Source organism: Duganella sp. GW822-FHT06D06, assembly GCF_058799615.1.
Genome location: NZ_JBXALQ010000013.1, coordinates 1 through 19881, shown reverse-complemented (window position 1 = coordinate 19881; position 19881 = coordinate 1). Strand labels below are relative to the sequence as shown.

General features: G+C 62.1%; 20 protein-coding genes and 1 rRNA gene. 11 read left to right on the top strand and 10 right to left on the bottom strand.

The window, feature by feature from the left end; all coding sequences use genetic code 11:
• The first annotated feature begins 8 nt into the window (after positions 1-8).
• The 7 genes from AC1RMD_RS21740 to AC1RMD_RS21710 all read left to right on the top strand — a co-directional run bounded on the left by AC1RMD_RS21740 (position 9) and on the right by AC1RMD_RS21710 (position 8493).
• Positions 9-1226, top strand: a complete 1218-nt coding sequence (locus AC1RMD_RS21740) for a UbiH/UbiF family hydroxylase (protein ID WP_492929288.1) — start codon at positions 9-11, stop codon at positions 1224-1226.
• A gap of 40 nt (positions 1227-1266) precedes the next feature.
• Positions 1267-1992 carry a DsbC family protein gene (locus tag AC1RMD_RS21735; protein WP_492929286.1) on the top strand — a complete coding sequence of 242 codons (726 nt, stop codon included), beginning with the start codon at positions 1267-1269 and terminating at the stop codon, positions 1990-1992.
• A 38-nt stretch (positions 1993-2030) separates the two neighbouring features.
• Positions 2031-2489 carry a (2Fe-2S)-binding protein gene (locus tag AC1RMD_RS21730; RefSeq protein ID WP_161091944.1) on the top strand — a complete coding sequence of 153 codons (459 nt, stop codon included), beginning with the start codon at positions 2031-2033 and terminating at the stop codon, positions 2487-2489.
• 11 nt (positions 2490-2500) lie between these two features.
• Positions 2501-4720, top strand: a complete 2220-nt coding sequence (locus tag AC1RMD_RS21725; RefSeq protein ID WP_492929283.1) for a xanthine dehydrogenase family protein molybdopterin-binding subunit — start codon at positions 2501-2503, stop codon at positions 4718-4720.
• Positions 4721-4725: 5 nt separating this feature from the next.
• Positions 4726-5292, top strand: coding sequence for a nucleotidyltransferase family protein (locus tag AC1RMD_RS21720; RefSeq protein ID WP_492929282.1), 567 nt, complete (start codon positions 4726-4728; stop codon positions 5290-5292).
• A gap of 13 nt (positions 5293-5305) precedes the next feature.
• Positions 5306-7126, top strand: coding sequence for a M61 family metallopeptidase (locus tag AC1RMD_RS21715; protein WP_492929280.1), 1821 nt, complete (start codon positions 5306-5308; stop codon positions 7124-7126).
• Positions 7127-7341: 215 nt separating this feature from the next.
• Entirely contained in the window at positions 7342-8493 is a 1152-nt protein-coding gene (locus AC1RMD_RS21710) for a diguanylate cyclase (RefSeq protein WP_492929278.1), read from the top strand.
• On the opposite strand, the gene trpC is transcribed toward AC1RMD_RS21710, so the two are convergent.
• The 7 genes from trpC to rpe all read right to left on the bottom strand — a co-directional run bounded on the left by trpC (position 8490) and on the right by rpe (position 14708).
• On the bottom strand, positions 8490-9290 hold the full coding sequence (gene trpC / locus AC1RMD_RS21705; RefSeq protein ID WP_492929277.1) for an indole-3-glycerol phosphate synthase TrpC: 801 nt from the start codon (positions 9288-9290) through the stop codon (positions 8490-8492). The two genes, AC1RMD_RS21710 and trpC, sit on opposite strands and share 4 nt — an antisense overlap.
• A 7-nt stretch (positions 9291-9297) precedes the next feature.
• A complete protein-coding gene (locus AC1RMD_RS21700) occupies positions 9298-9963 on the bottom strand; it encodes a LysE family translocator (protein WP_492929275.1) in 666 nt (221 codons plus the stop codon).
• A gap of 11 nt (positions 9964-9974) precedes the next feature.
• Positions 9975-11012 carry an anthranilate phosphoribosyltransferase gene (gene trpD / locus AC1RMD_RS21695; protein ID WP_492929274.1) on the bottom strand — a complete coding sequence of 346 codons (1038 nt, stop codon included), beginning with the start codon at positions 11010-11012 and terminating at the stop codon, positions 9975-9977.
• A gap of 69 nt (positions 11013-11081) precedes the next feature.
• Positions 11082-11645, bottom strand: a complete 564-nt coding sequence (locus AC1RMD_RS21690; RefSeq protein ID WP_492929272.1) for an anthranilate synthase component II — start codon at positions 11643-11645, stop codon at positions 11082-11084.
• A 1-nt stretch (position 11646) separates the two neighbouring features.
• Complete coding sequence (gene trpE / locus AC1RMD_RS21685) at positions 11647-13143, bottom strand: anthranilate synthase component I (RefSeq protein ID WP_492929270.1); 1497 nt, start codon at positions 13141-13143, stop codon at positions 11647-11649.
• 213 nt (positions 13144-13356) lie between these two features.
• Complete coding sequence (locus AC1RMD_RS21680; protein ID WP_492929268.1) at positions 13357-14040, bottom strand: phosphoglycolate phosphatase; 684 nt, start codon at positions 14038-14040, stop codon at positions 13357-13359.
• A gap of 2 nt (positions 14041-14042) precedes the next feature.
• Complete coding sequence (gene rpe / locus AC1RMD_RS21675; protein ID WP_492929266.1) at positions 14043-14708, bottom strand: ribulose-phosphate 3-epimerase; 666 nt, start codon at positions 14706-14708, stop codon at positions 14043-14045.
• A gap of 191 nt (positions 14709-14899) precedes the next feature.
• On the opposite strand from rpe, the gene apaG reads away from it, so the two are divergent.
• Complete coding sequence (apaG, locus tag AC1RMD_RS21670) at positions 14900-15274, top strand: Co2+/Mg2+ efflux protein ApaG (protein WP_020704685.1); 375 nt, start codon at positions 14900-14902, stop codon at positions 15272-15274.
• Here the strand turns inward: apaG and AC1RMD_RS21665 are convergent, their stop codons facing one another.
• Positions 15275-15412, bottom strand: a complete 138-nt coding sequence (locus AC1RMD_RS21665; protein WP_492929264.1) for a hypothetical protein — start codon at positions 15410-15412, stop codon at positions 15275-15277.
• 4 nt (positions 15413-15416) lie between these two features.
• Between AC1RMD_RS21665 and mltA the strand changes: the two genes are divergently transcribed.
• The gene (gene mltA / locus AC1RMD_RS21660; RefSeq protein ID WP_492929262.1) at positions 15417-16637 is read left to right on the top strand and encodes a murein transglycosylase A; all 1221 of its coding nucleotides are present in this window, start codon (positions 15417-15419) and stop codon (positions 16635-16637) included.
• 8 nt (positions 16638-16645) lie between these two features.
• Here mltA and AC1RMD_RS21655 read toward each other — a convergent pair whose 3' ends face one another.
• Complete coding sequence (locus AC1RMD_RS21655; protein ID WP_492929260.1) at positions 16646-17083, bottom strand: universal stress protein; 438 nt, start codon at positions 17081-17083, stop codon at positions 16646-16648.
• 63 nt (positions 17084-17146) lie between these two features.
• Complete coding sequence (locus AC1RMD_RS21650; RefSeq protein ID WP_492929546.1) at positions 17147-18385, bottom strand: MFS transporter; 1239 nt, start codon at positions 18383-18385, stop codon at positions 17147-17149.
• Positions 18386-18551: 166 nt separating this feature from the next.
• Here AC1RMD_RS21650 and AC1RMD_RS21645 point away from each other — a divergent pair, with 166 nt between their 5' ends.
• Both AC1RMD_RS21645 and AC1RMD_RS21640 read left to right on the top strand, forming a co-directional pair.
• Positions 18552-19328 (top strand): enoyl-CoA hydratase, encoded by a 777-nt coding sequence (locus AC1RMD_RS21645; RefSeq protein WP_492929258.1) that lies wholly within the window; start codon positions 18552-18554, stop codon positions 19326-19328.
• Between the two features lie 355 nt (positions 19329-19683).
• Positions 19684-19881 (top strand): 16S ribosomal RNA (locus tag AC1RMD_RS21640); the annotation flags it as partial.

The window sequence follows — 19881 nt, the reverse complement described above, 5'->3', positions numbered from 1 at the left end:
ATGTTCGGATGACTAATCCATCCTCCCCCGCTGCGCAGCGCGTTATCGAGAGTGATATTTGCATTGTTGGCAATGGCGCGATTGCCAAGACCGCCGCGCTGGGCCTGGCCCAGGCCGGTTTTAGTGTAACCCTGCTCGCTCCGCCGTCGCATCCGGCCGGCCCGGCCGCCGATATCGGCTGGGATGCGCGGGTCTATGCGCTGAACCACACCGCCAATAATCTGCTGTCCTCGCTGAAGGTGTGGCAGGCGCTGGACCAGGCGCGGGTGGCGCCGGTGGACGCGATGATCGTCCACGGCGACGGCGCCAACGCCGGCGGCTTGGCCTTCGACGCCTACGGCGCCCACACCGGCACGCTGGCCTGGATCATGGAAGACCGCAACCTGGGACAGGCGCTGGACGCCGCCCTCAAGTTCGCGCAGAACGTGCGCTTCGTCGAGGGCCGCGCCACCGCTTTGCTGCGCACCGACGACAGCGCCACCGTGCAGCTGGACGACGGTGCCTGCATCAAGGCCGAACTGGTGGTCGGCGCCGACGGCGCCCAGTCCTGGGTGCGCGGCCAGTGCGACATCGGCCTCGATTACCGCAGCTACAACCAGCGCGCGGTGGTCTCCAACTTCGCCTGCGAAAAGCCGCACCATGGCGCCGCCTGTCAATGGTTCACCGGCGCCGAGGGCATCGTCGCGCTGCTGCCGCTGCCAGGCAACCAGGTCTCGCTGGTGTGGTCGGCGCCGGAAGCGCTGGCCGATACGCTGCGCGCCGAATCGGCGCAGCAGATCGCCGACCGCCTGGCCGTCTATGCCGCCGAGCGTCTGGGCGCGCTGACGCCTTTGCAACCGGAGCTGGTGCGCGACTTCCCATTGCGTTTGCTGCGCCCGCACGCCATGAGCGCGCCGCGCGTGGCGCTGGTGGGCGACGCCGCCCATGTGGTGCATCCGCTGGCCGGCCACGGCATGAACCTGGGCTTCGCCGACGTCGCGCAGCTGATCAAAACCCTGAGCGAGCGCGAAGCACAACGCAGCATCGGCGACACCCGCGTGCTGGCCCGCTACGAGCGCGCCCGCAAGGAAGACGTGCTGCTGATGCAGCTCACCACCGACGGCCTGGCGCGCCTGTTCGGCGCGGATATGGAGCCGCTGCGCGTGGTTCGCAATTTGGGATTAAACTTGCTGGATAAATTACCGGTGCTGAAGCGCCGCCTGATCTCCCACGCGATGGGGAAGTAGGCTGGCGCCTGTCGGTTCGTCTGTAGTCATTGGAGATTTTATGAGAATGAGTAAGACCGTTTTGCTGTTGTTGTCGGCGCTGATGGCGTCCTGCGTGGGCGCGGAAACCCCATCCACGGATGCGATCAAGAAGCTGGTCGAGCCGCGCCTGGGATCGAACGTCAAGGTCGATTCGATCAAGGAAACGCCGTACGCCGGCCTGTATGAAATCCGCGTCGGCAACGATATCCTCTACACCGACAAGACCGGCACCTATCTGTTCTCCGGCCATGTGTTCAACCTGACCACCAGCACCGACCTGACCAAGGAACGGCTGGAAGAGATCAACAAGATCAAGTTCTCCGACCTGCCGCTGGACAAAGCCATCAAGACCGTCAAGGGCGACGGCAAGCGGGTGATCGCGGTGTTCGAAGATCCGAACTGCGGCTACTGCAAACGCTTCCGCCAGACCACGCTCAAGGAAGTCGACAACATCACGGTTTACACCTTCATGTACAACATCCTGAGCGAGGATTCGTTCGCCAAGTCGAAGAACATCTGGTGCTCGCCGGACCGCAACAAGGCCTGGGAGGATTGGATGGTCAACAACAAGGCGGCGCCTGTCGCGGCGGAGAAGTGCGAATCGCCGAACGACCAGGTGCTGGCGCTGGGCCACAAGCTGAGTATTTCCGGCACCCCGGCCATCTTCTTCGCCGACGGCACCCGCGTGCCGGGCGCGATCGACACCAAGGCGCTTGAAGAGAAGCTCGCCAAGATCAAGCAGTAAGTCTTACCATTCCAGCGCATCGTCCACAGGAGAACTGAATGATTACATTGAATATCAACGGTAAAGACATGCAGGTAGACGCCGATCCTTCGACGCCGATCCTGTGGGCCTTGCGCGACAACCTGAATATGACCGGCACCAAGTTCGGTTGCGGCGCGGCGCTGTGCGGCGCCTGCACCGTGCACCTGGGCGGCCAGCCGATCCGCTCGTGCGTGACGCCGATTTCGGCGGCGGCAGGCCAGAAGATCACCACCATCGAAGCGATGGAGTCCGACAAAGTCGGCAAGGCCGTGCAGGCGGCGTGGGTCAAGATGGATGTGCCGCAATGCGGCTACTGCCAGAGTGGCCAGATCATGAGCGCGACCGCTCTGCTGCGCACCAACAAAGCCCCATCCGACGCCGATATCGACAACGCCATGAGCGGCAACATCTGTCGATGCGGGACGTACCAGCGCATCCGCGCAGCCATCAAAGACGCAGCCAAAACCATCGCCTAAAGGAGAATGTCATGCGTATCGAATGGCTCAATCAGGAATCGATGGCGGGTGTAGAGACTTCAGGCGGCGTGTCGCGCCGCAGCTTCATGAAGGCTGGCGCGGCGGCGGGCGGCGGATTGGTGCTGGGCTTCTTCATGCCTGCCGCTGGACGCTTCGCCAATGCGCAGCAGCCTCCGGCCAAGGTGTTTGAACCGAATGCTTTCCTGCATATCGCGCCGGACAACAGCGTAACGGTGCAGGTCAACCGGCTGGAATTCGGCCAGGGCGTGCAGACCTCGCTGCCGATGTTGATCGCCGAGGAGCTGGACCCGGACTGGTCGAAGATGAACGGCGCGCTGGCGCCGGCCGGCGAACAATACAAGGACCCGGCGTTCGGCATCCAGATGACCGGCGGCTCGGGCACTATCGCCCACTCCTACATCCAGTACCGCGAGATCGGCGCCAAGGCGCGCGCGATGCTGATCGCGGCGGCGGCCCAGGAGTGGAAGGTGGCGCCGGACCAGATCAAGACTTCGAAGGGCACGCTGACCGGACCTGCGGGGCAAAAAGCCACCTACGGCGCGATGGCCGATGCGGCGATGAAGCAGCCGGTGCCCGCCACCGTGAAGCTGAAGGATCCGAAGGACTTCAACTTCATCGGCAAGCCGACCCGGCGCCTGGACGCGAAACTCAAATCGACCGGCAGGCAGGTGTTCGGCATGGACTTCAAGGCGCCGCACAGCAAGGTCGCCGTGGTGGCGCGGCCGCCGGTGTTCGGCGCCAAGGTCGCCAAGTTCGACGCCTCGAAAGCCAAGGCGATCAAGGGCGTGATCGAAGTGCTGGAAGTGAAGACGGACCGCGGCGGCAGCGGCGTGGTGGTGGTGGCCGACGGCTACTGGCCCGCCAAGATGGGCCGCGAAGCGCTGATCATCGAGTGGGACACCAGCGGCGTCGAAAAAGTCAGCAGCGACAAGCAGCTGGCCGAGTACAAGGCGCTGTCGCAGAAGCCCGGCCTGCCGGTGCGCAAGGCCGATACCTCCAAGCTGGCCGGCGCGGCGAAGAAGATCTCCGCCGTGTATGAATTCCCTTACCTGGCGCACGCGCCGATGGAGCCGTTGAACTGCGTGGTCGATCTGCGCCCGGACGGCTGCACGGTGTGGGCCGGCTCCCAGTTCCAGACCATGGATCAAGGCGCCATCGCCGCCACCGCCGGCCTGAAGCCGGAGCAGGTGGTGCTGAACACGATGATGGCCGGCGGCGGTTTCGGCCGCCGCGCGGTGCCGACTTCCGACTACCTGGTCGAAGCGGTCAACATCGCCAAGGTATGGCAGGCCACCGGCAAGAAGGACCCGGTCAAGGTGGTCTGGAGCCGCGAGGACGACATCAAGGGCGGTTATTATCGTCCGTCGCATGTGCACCGCGCCGATATCGGCATCGACGACAAGGGCGATATCGTGGCGTGGGATCACGTCATCGTTGGTCAGTCCATCATCACCGGCACGCCGTTCGAGCCGTTTATGATCAAGGACGGCATCGACTCCACCATGGTCGAAGGCATGGGCGAACCGTATGAGGTACCGCTGAACCTGAGCGCGCACTCCGTCAAGGCCAACGTGCCGGTGCTGTGGTGGCGGTCGGTGGGCTCCACCCACACCGCTTTCGTCATGGAGACGCTGATCGACGAAGCCGCGCACGCGGCCAAGATGGATCCGGTCGCCTATCGCAAGAAGCTGATGGGCGAAAAGGGCAAGCGCCATATCGCCGCGCTGGAGCTGGCGGTCGCCAAATCCGGCTACGGTAAGAAGGCTTTGCCTAAAGGCCAGGCCTGGGGCGTGGCGGTGCATGAATCGTTCAGAACCGTGATCGCGTATGTGGTGGTGGCGTCCGTGAAGAACGGCACGCCCAAACTGCACCGGGTCACGGCCGGCGTGCATTGCAACCAGCCGGTCAACCCGCTGACGATCGAAGCGCAGATCCAGGGCGCGGCCTTGATGGGCCTCGGCATGACCCTGCCGGGCGCCGCGATCACGCTCAAGGACGGCGTGGTGGATCAGCAGAACTTCGGCGACTACACGGTGGCGCGCATGACGGACATGCCGGTGATCGACGTCCACATCGTGCCGTCGAACGATCCGCCGACCGGCATGGGCGAACCAGGCCTGCCGCCGCTGGCGCCGGCCTTCGCCAACGCGTTGTTCAAATTGACCGGCAAGCGTCTGCGCAAGCTGCCGTTCGATCTGGCCAGCGCCTGAGCTGAATGGCACTGGTAGGGATATTGCTGGCAGCCGGGCGGGGCAAGCGGTTCGACCCGTCCGGCGTACTAAACAAATTGCTGCAACCATTGAAGGATGGCGACGCGGTGGTCGTCGCCAGCGCCAGGAATATGCTGGCCGCGCTGCCGCGCGTGGTTGCCGTGGTGCGCTCCGGCGACGAGCAGGTGGCGGCGCTGCTGGGCAAGCTGGGATGCGAAGTGCGCGTCTGCGTGGATGCCGACCTGGGCATCGCCGCCTCGCTGACGATGGCGGTCGACTACACCCAAGGCGCGCAAGGCTGGCTGATAGGCCTGGGCGACATGCCCCATGTGCAGCCGGAGACCATGCGCTCCCTGGCCGCGACGATCGAACGGGGCGCGCGCATCGCGGCGCCCGTCTTTGAAGGGCGACGCGGCAATCCGGTCGCCTTCAGCAGTTATCATTTGCCGTTGCTGCTGGCGCTGGAAGGCGACCAGGGCGCGCGCGACATATTAAAAAGCCATGCGGTGAGCGAGCTGATAGTCGACGACGTCGGCGTGGTGCGCGATATCGATACGCCTGGCGATTTGTAAAACAAGGATAGAGATGAAGAAAACCAACAAGAGCAATCCGGCGATCGCCTACAGCATCGTCGGACACGATCTGGCCGCCCACCTGTTCCATGTCACGCTGACGGTGGACGCGCCGGCCGAAGGCGGCCAGGTGTTCGCGCTGCCGGCCTGGATACCGGGCAGTTACATGATCCGCGAGTTCTCGCGCAACATCGTGCGCATCCGCGCCGAGTCGAACGGCCAGCCGGTGGCGCTGGACAAGCTGGATAAACACTCGTGGCAGGCCGCCCCGCTGAAGGATCATGCGGCCTCGCTGACGGTGCACTACGAAGTCTATGCCTGGGATATGTCGGTGCGCGCCGCGCATCTGGACCAGAATCACGCCTTCTACAACGGCACCAGCGTGTTCCTGCGCGTGCTGGGTCAGGAAGACCAGCCGCACGTGGTGGACATCCAGCGGCCGGACGACGCAGCGGCCAAGACCTGGCGCGTGGCGACCTCGCTGCCGGAGCTGAAAGCGAAACGTTATGGTTTTGGCACGTACATCGCGTCCAACTACGACGAGTTGATCGATCACCCGGTGGAGCAAGGCGACTTCGCGCTGGCCACCTTCAAGGCGCACGGCATCCCGCACGACATCGTCATCAGCGGCCGGGTGCCCAACCTGGACCTGCCACGTCTGAGCGCCGACCTGAAAAAGATCTGCGAAACCCAGATCGCCTTCTTCGAGCCGAAGTCCAAAAAGGCGCCGATGGACCGCTACGTGTTCATGACGCTGGCCGTCGGCGACGGTTATGGTGGCCTGGAACACCGCGCTTCGACGGCCTTGATCTGCGCCCGCGCCGACTTGCCGAGCACGGCTGCGGCCAGCAAGGATATCAGCGACGGCTATCTGCAATACCTCGGCCTGTGCAGCCATGAATATTTCCACACGTGGAATGTGAAGCGCATCAAGCCGGCCGCATTCGCGCCATATAACCTGCAGGTCGAGAATTATTCGCCGTTGCTGTGGTTGTTCGAAGGCTTCACCAGTTACTACGACGATTTGATGCTGGTGCGCGCCGGCGTGATCGCCGAACCGGCCTATTTCAAATTGCTGGGTAAAACCATCGCTAGTGTATTGCGCGGCAGCGGTCGTACCAAGCAAAGCGTGGCCGATTCCAGTTTCGACGCCTGGGGTAAATATTACCGCCAGGATGAAAATGCGCCGAATGCCATCATCAGTTATTACACCAAGGGTTCTTTGATCGCGCTGGCTTTGGATTTGAGCATACGCGCCAAAACCGGCGGCAAGAAATCGCTGGATGATGTGATGCGCGCATTATGGCAACGCTATGGCCGCGATTTTTATCAAGGCGGCGGACGCGGAGTTACGCCGGCCGAAGTGGAAGCATTATTCGATGAAATCAGCGGCGGACGATTCAAGCCATTCTTCGATAAATATATACGCGGCACCGAAGATTTGCCGCTGGCTAAAATTCTGGCGCCATTCGGCGTTAAATATAACGATGAACGTAAATCGGCCAAGCCCGGCCTGGATGTTAATCTCGGCAAGGACGGTAATGATTGCAAGCTATCCAGCGTGCATGAGAATGGCGCGGCGCACCAGGCTGGGTTATCGGCTGGCGATATATTGATGGCGGTCGATGGTTTGCGGGTTACCGCCACCAATCTGGAAACTCTGCTTTCCCGCTACGGCGTCGGCTCGGAAATTGAGGTGCACGCATTCCGCCGGGATGAGCTGATGACATTCAGCGCGACATTGCAAGGCGACCGGGTTCCTGGAATTAGCCTGTCGCTGGATCCGGCCGGCAAGAAGTCCGCAGGCCCGTTGCGCCCCAGCGCGGCGCGTTAATTCCTGGTTCCGGGGCGAGTCCCCGGATTTTTTTGCCCACTCCATGCCAGATTTTGGCACGTACTAACCAGATTCCAGCGTGTATTGGAACTCTGCTGTGTTGTCGGCGGTTTAATCCTACGCGGTGGTCTTGTTCTGGTTTAGAATTTGGCTGAGTTTTCTGCCAGAGGATAGACCCGCAAGTGATACTGCTTGATCCCACCACGATTATCCTGATGTCGACGCTGATGGCCGGCGCGATGAGTGTCGTCCTCTATACCGCCCATTTGAGTTTTCCCACGGAGATTAAGGGCCTGAATTATTGGGCGGTGGGATTGATATCGCTGGCATGCGGCGCAGGATTATTTAGCCTGAGATATAGCGCACTCGGTGAAACCTTTGCCCTGCTCAGCGCCAATTCCGCCCTGATATGGGGCGTTGGTTTCGGAATGATCGGCACGCAGATATTTTATGGGCGGGCGCCAACGTGGTGGTTGTTCCATCTGGTTTGGGCGCTGGCTATGTTGGGCGTGGGATACTGGTTGATTATCCAGCCGCATTTCGCCGCCCGGGTCGCCGTATTCTCCTTCCTGATTTCCGCTTTTTATATAAACCAGTTGATAATGGTATGGCGTTATGGTGAACGCCATTTCTCCACTAAATTCTTCGGCATATTGCTGCTGTTGCAGGCGCTGGTAGTATTAACGCGTGGATTGCTGGCCGCACTATATGGAGGCGCCCAGGTTAATTTAATGAGCATGGGACCATTCCAGAGCCTCTATCTGGCGGCCGGTCATTTTATGGTTCTGCTGCTGGCGGTGAGTTTTAAAGCGGTTGCCACCCGCCGCTTGCAAGGCATACTGGAACGCCGGTCCACGCTCGATCCACTGACCCAGGTATTAAACCGCCGCGGTTTCGCCGCCATTTACGCCAAAGAACATGCGCTGATGCGGCGTGAATCCACCGCCATGACCATGCTCAGCATCGATCTGGATTATTTTAAGAAGATTAACGACTGCCACGGCCACGCCACCGGCGACCGGGTTTTAATCGACGTGGCCGCCGTTATCGGTAAAGCGCTGCGGGTTTCCGATCACGTGGCGCGATTCGGGGGAGAAGAGTTTATTGTTTTGCTGCCAGTTACCGGCCTGGAGCGGGCGCACCATATCGCGGAACGCATCCTGAGCGCGGTGCGCGAACCCGGTCGACCAGGGGTGCCGGCTTACACCGTCAGCATAGGTATTGCTTGCCAAACAAGTGTCAGCGAGGACCTGGACGCCATTCTGATGCGGTCGGATGAGGCGCTTTATCGCGCCAAGGAACGTGGACGCGACCGTATCGAGATCGCGTCCGGGCACGTCCAGCCTTTGCAGGCGATGCAGGCCTAGTTAAACAGGCGCGCCAGTTCGGCGCCCGGATCGGCCGCGCGCATGAAGGCTTCGCCGACCAGGAAGGCATGCACATTGGCTTCGCGCATGCGTTGTACGTCGTCCGGCACCATGATGCCGGATTCGGTGATGACCAGTTTTTCGTCCGGAATGCGGTCCAGCAGGACCAGCGTGTTCTCCAGCGAGACCTCAAACGTCCGCAAATTGCGGTTATTGATGCCCAACAGCGCGGTTTTCAGGCGCAGCGCGGCGGTCAGCTCGTCGCCGTCGTGGGTTTCCACCAGCACGCCCATGCCCAGTTCGTGGGCGCAGGCTTCCATTTCCGCCATCAGGCCGTGATCCAGCGCCGAGACGATCAGCAGGACCGCGTCGGCGCCCATGGCGCGCGCTTCGTAGATCTGGTACATGTCGATCATGAAATCTTTCCGCAGCACCGGCAGCGAGCAGGCGGCGCGCGCCTGCTGCAAATACGCCACCGAACCCTGGAAGAATTGCTCGTCCGTCAGCACCGACAGGCATGCGGAGCCGTTGGCCTCGTAGCTGGCGGCGATCTCGGCCGGGCGGAAGTCGGCGCGCAGCACGCCTTTCGACGGCGATGCCTTCTTCACTTCGGTGATCACACCGGCGTTGCCGGCGGCGATTTTCCCGCGCAGGCTCGCTTCGAAGCCGCGCAGGCCGGCGCGCAGTTCGGCGTTGCTTTCGACGTCGGCGCGCAGGCTGGCCAGGTTGCGGTGCTTCTTGGCGGCGGCAACTTCGTCGGCTTTGACTGCGAGGATTTTGTTCAGGATGTCGGACATGATAAGCCTAAGATGAATGTTGTTCGGCCAGCGCCAGGCGCAGGCCGAGGGCCAGGAACAGGCCGCCCGTCACGCGGTTCAGCCACAGCGCCACCAGCGGCTTGAGCTTCAGGCGCGCGCTGGCAAAGGCGGTGAAGACGGCCAGGCCGTTACACCACAACATACCGTTGAAATTGAAAATGCAGCCCAGGATGATGAAGGCCAGCGGCTTGCTGGTGGAATCGGCCGAGATAAACTGCGGCACGAACGCCAGGAAGAACAAGGCCACCTTCGGGTTCAGCACATTGGTCAGGAAGCCCTGGAAGAAGATTTTGCGATACGCCAGCGGCTGGGCCGCAGCGCGCGCGGCCGTTTCGGCGGCCGTCGCGTCGTCGGCCTCCGCCCGCAGCCTGGCGCGCAGCATGCCGATGCCGACGTAGACGATGTATGCCGCGCCGATCCACTTGACCGCCGTGAACGCGGTGGCGGACGTCGCCAGCAGCGCCGACAAGCCCAGCGCCGCGGCGAAGATGTGGATCATGGTGCCGGCGCCTATGCCCAATGCGGCGGCCGAACCGGCGCGCCAGCCCTGGGTGGCGCTGCGCGTCATGATCAACAGCGAATCGGGGCCGGGCATGATATTGAGCAGCAGCCCGGAGATTACAAACAGCGTCAGATCGTGGATGCCGAACATGCTGGCCTCCCTTAATTGGTGTTGCCGAGGCTTTGCGTGACCTCGACAAACTGCTGGACCTTGCGCATCGCATCGCCGGAGGTGATGGCCGCACGCGCGCGCGCCAGGCCGTCTTCGATCGAGCTGGCGACGCCGGCCGCGTACAGCGCGGTGCCGGCGTTGAGCGCGACGATGTCGTAGGGCGCGCCAGGCTCGCCGCGCAGCGCTTCCATCATCTTGGCTTTCGACTCGGTCGCATCGGCCACCTTCAGGTTGCGGCTGGCGATCATTTGCAGGCCGAAGTCTTCCGGATGGATTTCGTATTCGCGGATCTCGCCGTTCACCAGTTCGCCGACCAGGGTGGCGGCGCCGAGCGAGACTTCATCCATATTGTCGCGGCCATAGACCACGATGGCGTGCTGCGCGCCCAGGCGTTGCAGCACCCGCACCTGGATACCCACCAGGTCGGCGTGGAACACGCCCATCAGGATATTCGGCGCGCCGGCCGGATTGGTCAACGGTCCCAGGATGTTGAAGATGGTGCGCACGCCAAGCTCCTTGCGCACCGGCGCCGCATGCTTCATCGCCGCGTGGTGGTTCGGCGCGAACATGAAGCCGATGCCGGTCTGCGCGATCGATTGCGCGATCTGTTCGGGTTTCAGGTTGATGTTGGCGCCCAGCGATTCGATCACGTCGGCACTGCCGGACGAAGACGACACGCTGCGGCCGCCGTGCTTGGCCACGCGCGCGCCGGCGGCGGCGGCGACGAACATCGAAGCGGTGGAGATGTTGAAGGTGTGCGCGCCGTCGCCGCCGGTGCCGACGATGTCGAGCAGGCCGGTGGTGTCGGCCATCGGCACCTTGGTGGAGAACTCGCGCATCACTTGCGCGGCGGCGGCGATTTCGCCGATGGTTTCTTTTTTCACGCGCAGGCCCATGGTCAGGGCGGCGATCATGGTCGGCGACATTTCGCCGGACATGATCTGGCGGAACAGGTGCAGCATCTCGTCGTGGAAAATCTCGCGGTGTTCGATGCAGCGCAGCAGTGCTTCTTGATGGGTGATAGACATGGCGATTCCTTCTTCAATTTGGACGCGGATTGCTGCTAAAGGAGGCGCGCGCGGGGCGCACCGGCGTCTTTAGCGGACCAGGAAGTTCTTCAACAGTGCGTGACCGTGCTCCGACAGGATGGACTCGGGGTGGAACTGCACGCCCTCGATGTCGTATTCCTTGTGGCGCACGCCCATGATTTCACCGTCGTCCGTCCATGCCGTCACTTCGAGGCAGGACGGCAGCGAGCTGCGCTCGATAGCCAACGAGTGATACCGGATCACCGTGAAGGGGGAGGGCAGACCTTTGAAGACACCCACGCCCGTATGCGCGATTAAAGAAGTTTTGCCATGCATGACCTGCTTGGCGCGTATGACCTTGCCGCCGAAGGCCTCGCCGATGGCCTGGTGGCCAAGGCACACGCCCAGTATCGGCTTCTTGCCGGCGAAGTGCTTGAGCACTTCGATCGAGATACCGGCTTGCGACGGATCCTTCGGACCTGGCGATATGCAGATGTGGTCCGGGTTCAGTGCTTCGATTTCCGCAATCGTGATTTCGTCGTTGCGGAACACGCGTACATCCTCACCCAGTTCGCCGAAGTACTGCACGATGTTGTAGGTGAAGGAGTCGTAGTTGTCGATCATTAGCAGCATCTCAGAACTCCCCATCCAGGCCATCTTGCACTTGTTCGGCGGCGCGCAGCACGGCGCGCGCCTTGTTTTCAGTCTCCTGCCATTCCATCTCGGGTATCGAGTCGGCGACGATGCCGGCTGCGGCCTGTACGTACAGCATGCCGTCCTTGATCACGCCGGTGCGGATCGCGATCGCCACGTCCATCTCGCCGCCGAACGACAGGTAGCCGCAGGCGCCGCCGTAGATGCCGCGCTTGGAGATTTCCAGTTCGTCGATGACTTCCATCGCGCGCACTTTCGGCGCGCCGGTCAGGGTGCCGGCCGGGAAGGTGGCGCGCAGCACGTCCAGGTTGGACAGACCGGACTTCAGCTTGCCCTCGACGTTGGAGACGATGTGCTGCACATGCGAGTATTTTTCGATGACCAGGCGGTCGGTGACCTTGACGCTGCCGATCTCGGAGATGCGGCCCAGGTCATTGCGCGCCAGGTCGATCAGCATCACGTGTTCGGCGATCTCTTTCGGATCGGCCAGCAGTTCCTTGGCCAGTTCGGCGTCGCGCTCCGGCGTCGCACCGCGCGGACGGGTGCCGGCGATAGGGCGCAGCGTGACTTTTTTCTCGCCGTCCGGCAGCGTCTCGTTGCGGACCAAAATTTCCGGCGACGCGCCGACGATCTGCATGTCGCCGAAATTGTAGAAGTACATATACGGCGAAGGATTCAGCGAGCGCAGCGCGCGGTACAGCGTCAGCGGCGAATCGACGTAGGGCTTGCGCAGGCGCTGGCCGATCTGCACCTGCATCAAGTCGCCGGCCATCACATACTCGTGGGCCTTGGCGACGGCCTTCAGGTATTTCTCTTTCGGGAAGTCGCGCGTGATGTCGGTGCGTACCGAGGCGCTGGTCACCGGCGCGTCGAGGCCACGGCGCAGCATCATGCGCAGGTCTTTCAGGCGCTGGCGTGCTTTGGAATACGATTCCGGCTGCGTGGTGTCGGCATAGACGATCAGATACAGCTTGCCGGACAGGTTGTCGATGACGGCCAGTTCTTCGGTCACCATCAGCTGGATGTCGGGCAGGCCCAGATCGTCCTTGGGCTGGGTGTGGACCAGCGTTTTTTCGATGTGGCGCACGGTGTCGTAGCCGAAGTAGCCGGCCAGGCCGCCGCAGAAGCGCGGCATGCCGGGACGCAGCGCGACCTTGAAGCGCTTCTGGTAAGCCTCGATGAATTCGAGCGGGTTGCCTTCGTGGGTCTCGATCACGGCGCCGTTCTTGACGATCTCGGTGCGCGTGCCGAAGTTGCGCAGCACGGTCGTCGCCGGCAGGCCGATGAAGGAGAAGCGGCCGAAACGCTCGCCGCCCACCACCGATTCAAGCAGGAAGGTGTTCTTGCCGCCGTTCTGGGACTGGGCCAGTTTCAGGTACAGCGTGAGCGGGGTTTCGAGATCGGCGAAGGCTTCAGCGATCAGTGGAACGCGGTTGTAGCCGTCGGTGGCCAACGATTTGAATTCGAATTCGGTCATGTCTTCTCTCCATGCCGCCAAGGCTGTGGGTGTGGGCTTGGCGGTGGTTTGTCAAAAAACCTGTCGGGTGCGCGTGCACCAACGACAGCAATCAGTTTGGCTGAGTTTGCCAGGATTGCCAGCGTCGCCAAAGCCAGGCCTCAATCGAGCCGGTTTGGTTGACATTGTGTTTTTTGGAGAGAGACATGTTGGTCAGGTCAGTTCAGCTAAGGGTTAGTTTTGCGAACGAATCAGGCTAGACGCTTCTAGCAATGTGGCTACTATACCATCGGAATCGGTTTTGTGTATAGCTTCTCCGTGATTGTAACCGTAAGGCACGGTCAACACCGGGCAACCCGCCGCCCGCGCGGCTTGCGCGTCGTTCGAGGAGTCGCCGATGGCCACCACCTGCGCCGGCGCCAGGCCGAAATCGGCGCACACGGTTTGCAGCGGCAACGGGTCGGGTTTCTTGCGCGGCAGCGAATCGCCGCCGTAGACCACCTCGAAGAAACCGTCCAGGCCTTTGAGCTTGAGCAGCGGCGTGGTGAAAGAAAGTGGCTTGTTGGTTACACAGGCCAGGCGCAGGCCCTGCGCTTGCATCGCCGTCAGGCCTTCGATCACGCCCGGATACAGGGCGCTGTGGTTGCCGTTGATGCTCAGGTAGTGGCGCTGGTAGGCGTCCATCGCGGTCTCGAAATGCGCTTCCACGCGGGCCGCGTCCCAATCCAGCCCCAGTACGGAGCGGATCAGGTTTTCCGAGCCCTTGCCGACCATCAGCGCGATCTGGTCTTGCGAGATCGGTGGCAGGTCCAGTTCCGCGCGCATGCCGTTGAGGGCGACGTGGAAATCGGGAATCGTGTCCAGCATGGTGCCGTCGAGATCGATGATTGCGGCGCGTACGCCTGCCAGCACGCTCATGCTTACACCGTCGCCAGTTGGGCGCGCATGGCGTCGATGACGGCCTTGTAGTCCGGCTTGCCGAAGATGGCGGAGCCGGCCACGAAGGTGTCCGCGCCTGCCGCCGCCGCGGCGGCGATGTTGTCGACCTTGATGCCGCCGTCCACTTCCAGCAGGATGTCGCGGCCGGATTCGTTGATCAGGCGGCGCGCTTCGGCGATTTTCTTCAGCGCCTGCGGGATGAAGGACTGGCCGCCGAAGCCTGGGTTGACGGACATGATCAGGATCATGTCGATCTTGTCCATCACGTGTTCCAGGTAGCTCAAAGGCGTGCCCGGGTTGAACACCAGGCCGGCCTTGCAGCCGTGGTCGCGGATCAGTTGCAGCGAACGGTCGATGTGGTCCGACGCTTCCGGGTGGAAGGTGATGATGTTGGCGCCGGCCTTGGCGAAGTCCGGAATGATGCGGTCGACCGGCTTGACCATCAGGTGCACGTCGATCGGCACTTGCACGTGCGGGCGGATCGCTTCGCATACCAGCGGGCCGATGGTCAGGTTGGGAACGTAATGGTTGTCCATCACGTCAAAGTGAATGATGTCTGCGCCGGCGGTGACGACGTTGCGGACCTCTTCACCCAGGCGGGCGAAATCGGCGGACAGAATGCTGGGAGCGATGCGGAAAGTGGTCATGGCTTTGGGCTGGCAAGAAAAAGATGCGCTATTTTACGCTGCCCGGCGCGACTGTATCGGTTTTGCGGTGGATTTCAGCCGCGCCGTCCTTGCATACGGGGCGGATTTGCGGTGCAATGGGGGTCTGACGATATACAATCGCCAATTTTGCATAGAGCGATTACGCTTTTACCAAGCTTTAAGGAATCTCGATGGCCACTTACGAATTTACTGTGTCGGTCAGAACTCAGTACCTGCCGGATCAGTCGGACCCGGAACGCACCAATTTTGTGTTTACCTATTCAATCACGATCAAGAACACCGGCACGGTGGCGGCGCAGCTGATCTCGCGCCACTGGGTCATCACCGACGCCAACAATCATGTGGAAGAAGTGCGCGGCCTGGGCGTGGTCGGCCATCAGCCGTTGCTGCAACCCGGCGAGCATTTCGAGTACACCAGCGGCACGGCGCTGCAAACCCAGCAGGGCTCGATGGTCGGGGAGTACTTCTGCGTGGCCGAGGACGGCCACCAGTTCGAAACCAAGATCCCGGAGTTCGTGCTGTCGCTGCCGCGCACGCTGCACTGATTACTCTTGTTCGTTTTCCCTGGCCGGCGGGGGCAGCTTTTTAGCCTTGCCCTTGCCTTGGTACATGGTCCACCAGACGATGAACACCAACAGGAAAAACGCCACGCCTGCTTCTATCATCAATACCCACATAGCCATCCTTATGTCATTAACACGCCGTAGTCTACTCGTTCCGCTGACCGTCGTCGCGGTTTCGCTGGCCGCCTGCACCACCACGCCGCTGCCGCCCGATAAAACGCCGGCACCCACCGTGACGCCGCCGGCGCCGGTGGTGCCGCCGGTGCCGCCGACGCCGACGCCGCTCCCGTCCAAGCCGGCCGCGCTGCAAATGGTGCCGACCACCTTCGCCTCGCTGCCGGGCTGGGACAAGGATGATGTGCGCGCGGCCTGGCCGGCGTTCATGTCCTCGTGCTCGGTGCTGGCCAAGCAGCCGACCTGGAAGGAGTCGTGCAGCATCGCGCGCAGCGTCAACAGCAGCGACGAGCAGGCGATCCGTACTTTCTTCGAGGCCTTCATGGAGCCGAACCGGGTGATCGCGCCGGACGGCGCCACCGACGGCCTGGTCACCGGCTACTACGAGCCGCTGCTGCGCGGCGCGCGCAAAAAAGGCGGACCGTACCAGACCCCTCTATTTAAGGTGCCGGAGGATATGCTGACCGTCGACCTGGCCAGTGTGTACCCGGAGCTGAAGGGCATGCGCCTGCGCGGCAAGCTGGTTGGCAAGAAAGTGGTGCCATATGCGACCCGCGCCGATATCGAGAAGGCCGATTTCAGTGGCAAGGAGCTGCTGTGGGTGGACGATCCGGTGGAGTCCTTCTTCCTGCAAGTGCAGGGTTCGGGCCGCGTGCAGCTGACCGACAGCCAGGAAACCGTGCGCGTGGCGTATGCGGACCAGAACGGCCATCCATACAAGTCGATCGGCAAATACCTGGTGGAGAAGGGCGAGCTGACGCTGGAGCAGGCATCGGCGCAGGGCATCAAGGCGTGGATCGCCGGCCACCCCACGCGCATGCAGGAGCTGTTCAATGTGAATCCGAGCTATGTGTTCTTCAAGGAAGAGCGGCTGCCGGATCCGAAAGTGGGGCCGAAAGGCGCGCTGGGCGTGCCGTTGACGCCGTCGCGCTCGGTGGCGATCGACGCGTCGCAGCTGCCGCTGGGCGCGCCGGTGTTCCTGGCGACCACGATGCCGAACAGCGATATCCCCTTGCAGCGCCTGGTCATGGCGCAGGACACCGGCGGCGCGATCCGGGGCGCGATCCGGGTCGACTACTTCTTCGGCTTCGGCACCGAGGCTTCGGAGAACGCCGGCCGCATGAAGCAGCGCGGCAATGTCTGGGTGCTGCTGCCGAAGCAGCCGCTTTGACTTAGCACCTAGCGCAACACCATCACGGGCAGCGTGGTATGGGCGAGCACCTTCTGTGTCTCGCTGCCCAAAAACAGCCGGTTCAGGCCGCGCCGTCCATGCGACGCCATCATGATGATGTCGCATTCAAACTTCTTCGCCGCCTCGACGATTTCTTCGTAGGGGCTGGGCGACATCGTGATCACTCCCTCGAACGGAATCTCCTCGGCATGCGCGGCGGCGGCCGCCTTGTCGATATGCTGGCGCGCCGCGTTCTGCATCTGCGCGGCGAACTGGCCGGAATCGATCACCGCGCCGCTGTCGCCCATGGACGAGAACGGCAACGGCGTAATGACCGTGATGGCGACGATGCGGGCGTGATTGAGTTTGGCAAACCGGACCGCCATTGCGGTCGCTTTGTCCGACAGCTCCGAGCCGTCGGTGGGCAGCAGGATGGACTTGAACATGGCGCACTCCAATGATGGGACACTGAAGCCAGCCTAATGCCTTAGCCGGATCGGCGGCGCACGTTAGGAGGCGGCCGGCGCCGCCTGATGCTGGGCGTTGCGCATCGCCGAAGACATCGCCAGCGCCACCGACAGCGCGATGCCGCCCACCGCCACGCACGCCATGCCGGTGCGGATGCTGAAGTGCTCGCCGATATAGCCGGCCGCCAGCGCGCCGAGCGGCGCCGTCGCCACCGTCAGGAAGCGCATGGTCGACACCATGCGGCCCAGGTAGGCGTCGGGCGTGACTTTCTGGCGCATCGTCATATACGGCATAAAGAACAGCATCACGCCGCAATCGAGGAACAGCGACAGGCCGCCGCACGCCACCGCGCTGGCGGTCGGGCTGCCGAACAGATTGGCCGGGATCATCGGCATGGCGGCGAACGCGAACGCGGTCAGGCCCAGGCCGATCTGCATGGTGACGCCGGCGCCGAAGCGGGTGTTCAGCGGTTTTAGCAGCAAGGAGCTCATCAGCACGCCGACACCGCCGACCATCTGCGCCATGCCCAGCATGCCGGCCGTCATGCCCAGCTCCCGGGTGCTGAACAGTACGCAGAGCGCGGCGTAGCCATAGAACAGCATATGCCACACGCCCGCGCCCCAAGCCAGCGTGCGCAGCAGCGGCTGGCCCCAGATGAACAGCAGGCCGTCGTGGATGTCGCGCAGCGGATGCTTGTGGGACGGCGCCGGCTTGGGGTCGGTGGCCTTCAGATTGCGCAGCAGCAGGATGGAGATCACAAAGCCGATGGCGTTCACCAGCACCGCGAACGGTGCGGTCAGCCATTGGATCAGGATGCCGGCGATGCCGGGCGCGATCAGCCGGGCGGCTGAATCGGTGGCGGCGAACTTGGATTGCGCATCGGTCAGGCGGTCGCGGCCGATCAGATTGGTGAGGAAGATTTGCTCCGCGCCGCCGCCCACCACCGAGCACGCGCCGGTAATAAAGGAGACCACGTACATCCATTCGATGGACAGCAGTCCCAGCCAGTAGGCCAGCGGGATGCTGCCCAGCGTCACGGCCATGACCGCCTTGCTGCCCAGTAGCACCGGCAGTTTGCGGTTACGGTCGAGGAAGACGCCGGCCGGCAGGGCCAGCAGCGCAAACGGAATCGCCGCCGAGGCGCCCAGCATGCCCATCTGCGCCGGCGTCGCGTGCAGCAGCAGGACCGAACACAGCGGCAAGGCCAGCGCACTGATATAGCTGCCGAAGCCGTTGAGGATGGAGCTGGACCAGTAGCGCATGAATTCGCCGTTGCGCAGCAGGGCGTCATTGCTGAGTTTGTGGTTCAGCTTGTTGCTCAGGTGGCGGCGTAAGGCGGTAAAAATAGGAGGCTCTTTAAAGCAGGTTGCTGTCCATCAATGATACCAGTGCGGGAGTTAGGCGCTACAATCCTTCAGGAATATTTCACTGTGAAGGAGACACCTTATGCAATATGAAGATCTGATCGTTGAAGTGCACGACAAAGTTGCCCTGATCCGCCTGAACCGTCCGAAGGCGCTGAATGCGCTGAACGACCGCATGATGAACGAGCTGGGCGATGCCTTATATAAGTTCGACGCCGATCCGGCCATCGGTTGCATCGTGCTGACCGGCAGCGAGAAAGCCTTCGCCGCCGGCGCCGACATCGCCGCCATGGCGGACTACACCTATGTGGATACTTATCGCGACAACTACATTACCCGCAACTGGGAACACATCCTGCGCATCCGCAAGCCGGTGGTGGGCGCCGTGGCCGGCTACGTGCTGGGCGGCGGCTGCGAACTGGCCATGATGTGCGATTTCCTGATCGCGGCCGATACCGCCAAGTTCGGCCAGCCGGAAATCAAGGTCGGCGTCACGCCGGGCGCGGGCGGCACGCAGCGCCTGCCGCGCACCATCGGCAAGGCCAAGGCCATGGACATGCTGCTGACCGCGCGCATCATCGACGCGGCGGAAGCGGAGCGCATCGGCCTGGTGTCGCGCGTGGTCCCAGCCGATAAGCTGATCGAAGAAGTGTTGACTGCGGCGAAGCAGATCGCATCGATGCCGACCTCGGTCGCGATGATGATCAAGGACTCCGTCAACCGCGCCTTCGAGACCACGCTGACGGAAGGCGTCAATTATGAACGCCGCCTGTTCCAGTCTGCCTTCGGCACGCCTGCACAGAAAGAAGGCATGCAAGCTTTCCTCGAAAAGCGCTTGCCAAACTTCGACGGCCTTTGATATAGTTCGCCTCCCCGCAAAACGGTGCATGCAAATGCAGAGAAGAGCGGGGAGCTGGGAAAAAGTAGGGGTTGACGAAACGATCTAAACGCTTCATACTCTTTCTTCTTCGCTGACGGACACAACGCTCCGCAGCAAGCAAGCAGTACCGAATAAGTTCTTTAAAAATTTACAGTCGATAAGTGTGGACGTTTGATGAAAGTGCACAGCAGGCTAGTCCTGCTGATACTTAAAATATCAAATGTTCACAAGAAGTAATGAAATAGGCGCTACGCAAGTAGTGGCCTGTCAGTATTTTGAGTGAGCGACCCGTCAGCAATGACGGTGACACGAAAGTGTCAAATAAACAGAGATTAAACTGAAGAGTTTGATCCTGGCTCAGATTGAACGCTGGCGGCATGCCTTACACATGCAAGTCGAACGGCAGCGCGGGGCAACCTGGCGGCGAGTGGCGAACGGGTGAGTAATATATCGGAACGTACCCTGGAGTGGGGGATAACGTAGCGAAAGTTACGCTAATACCGCATACGATCTAAGGATGAAAGTGGGGGAT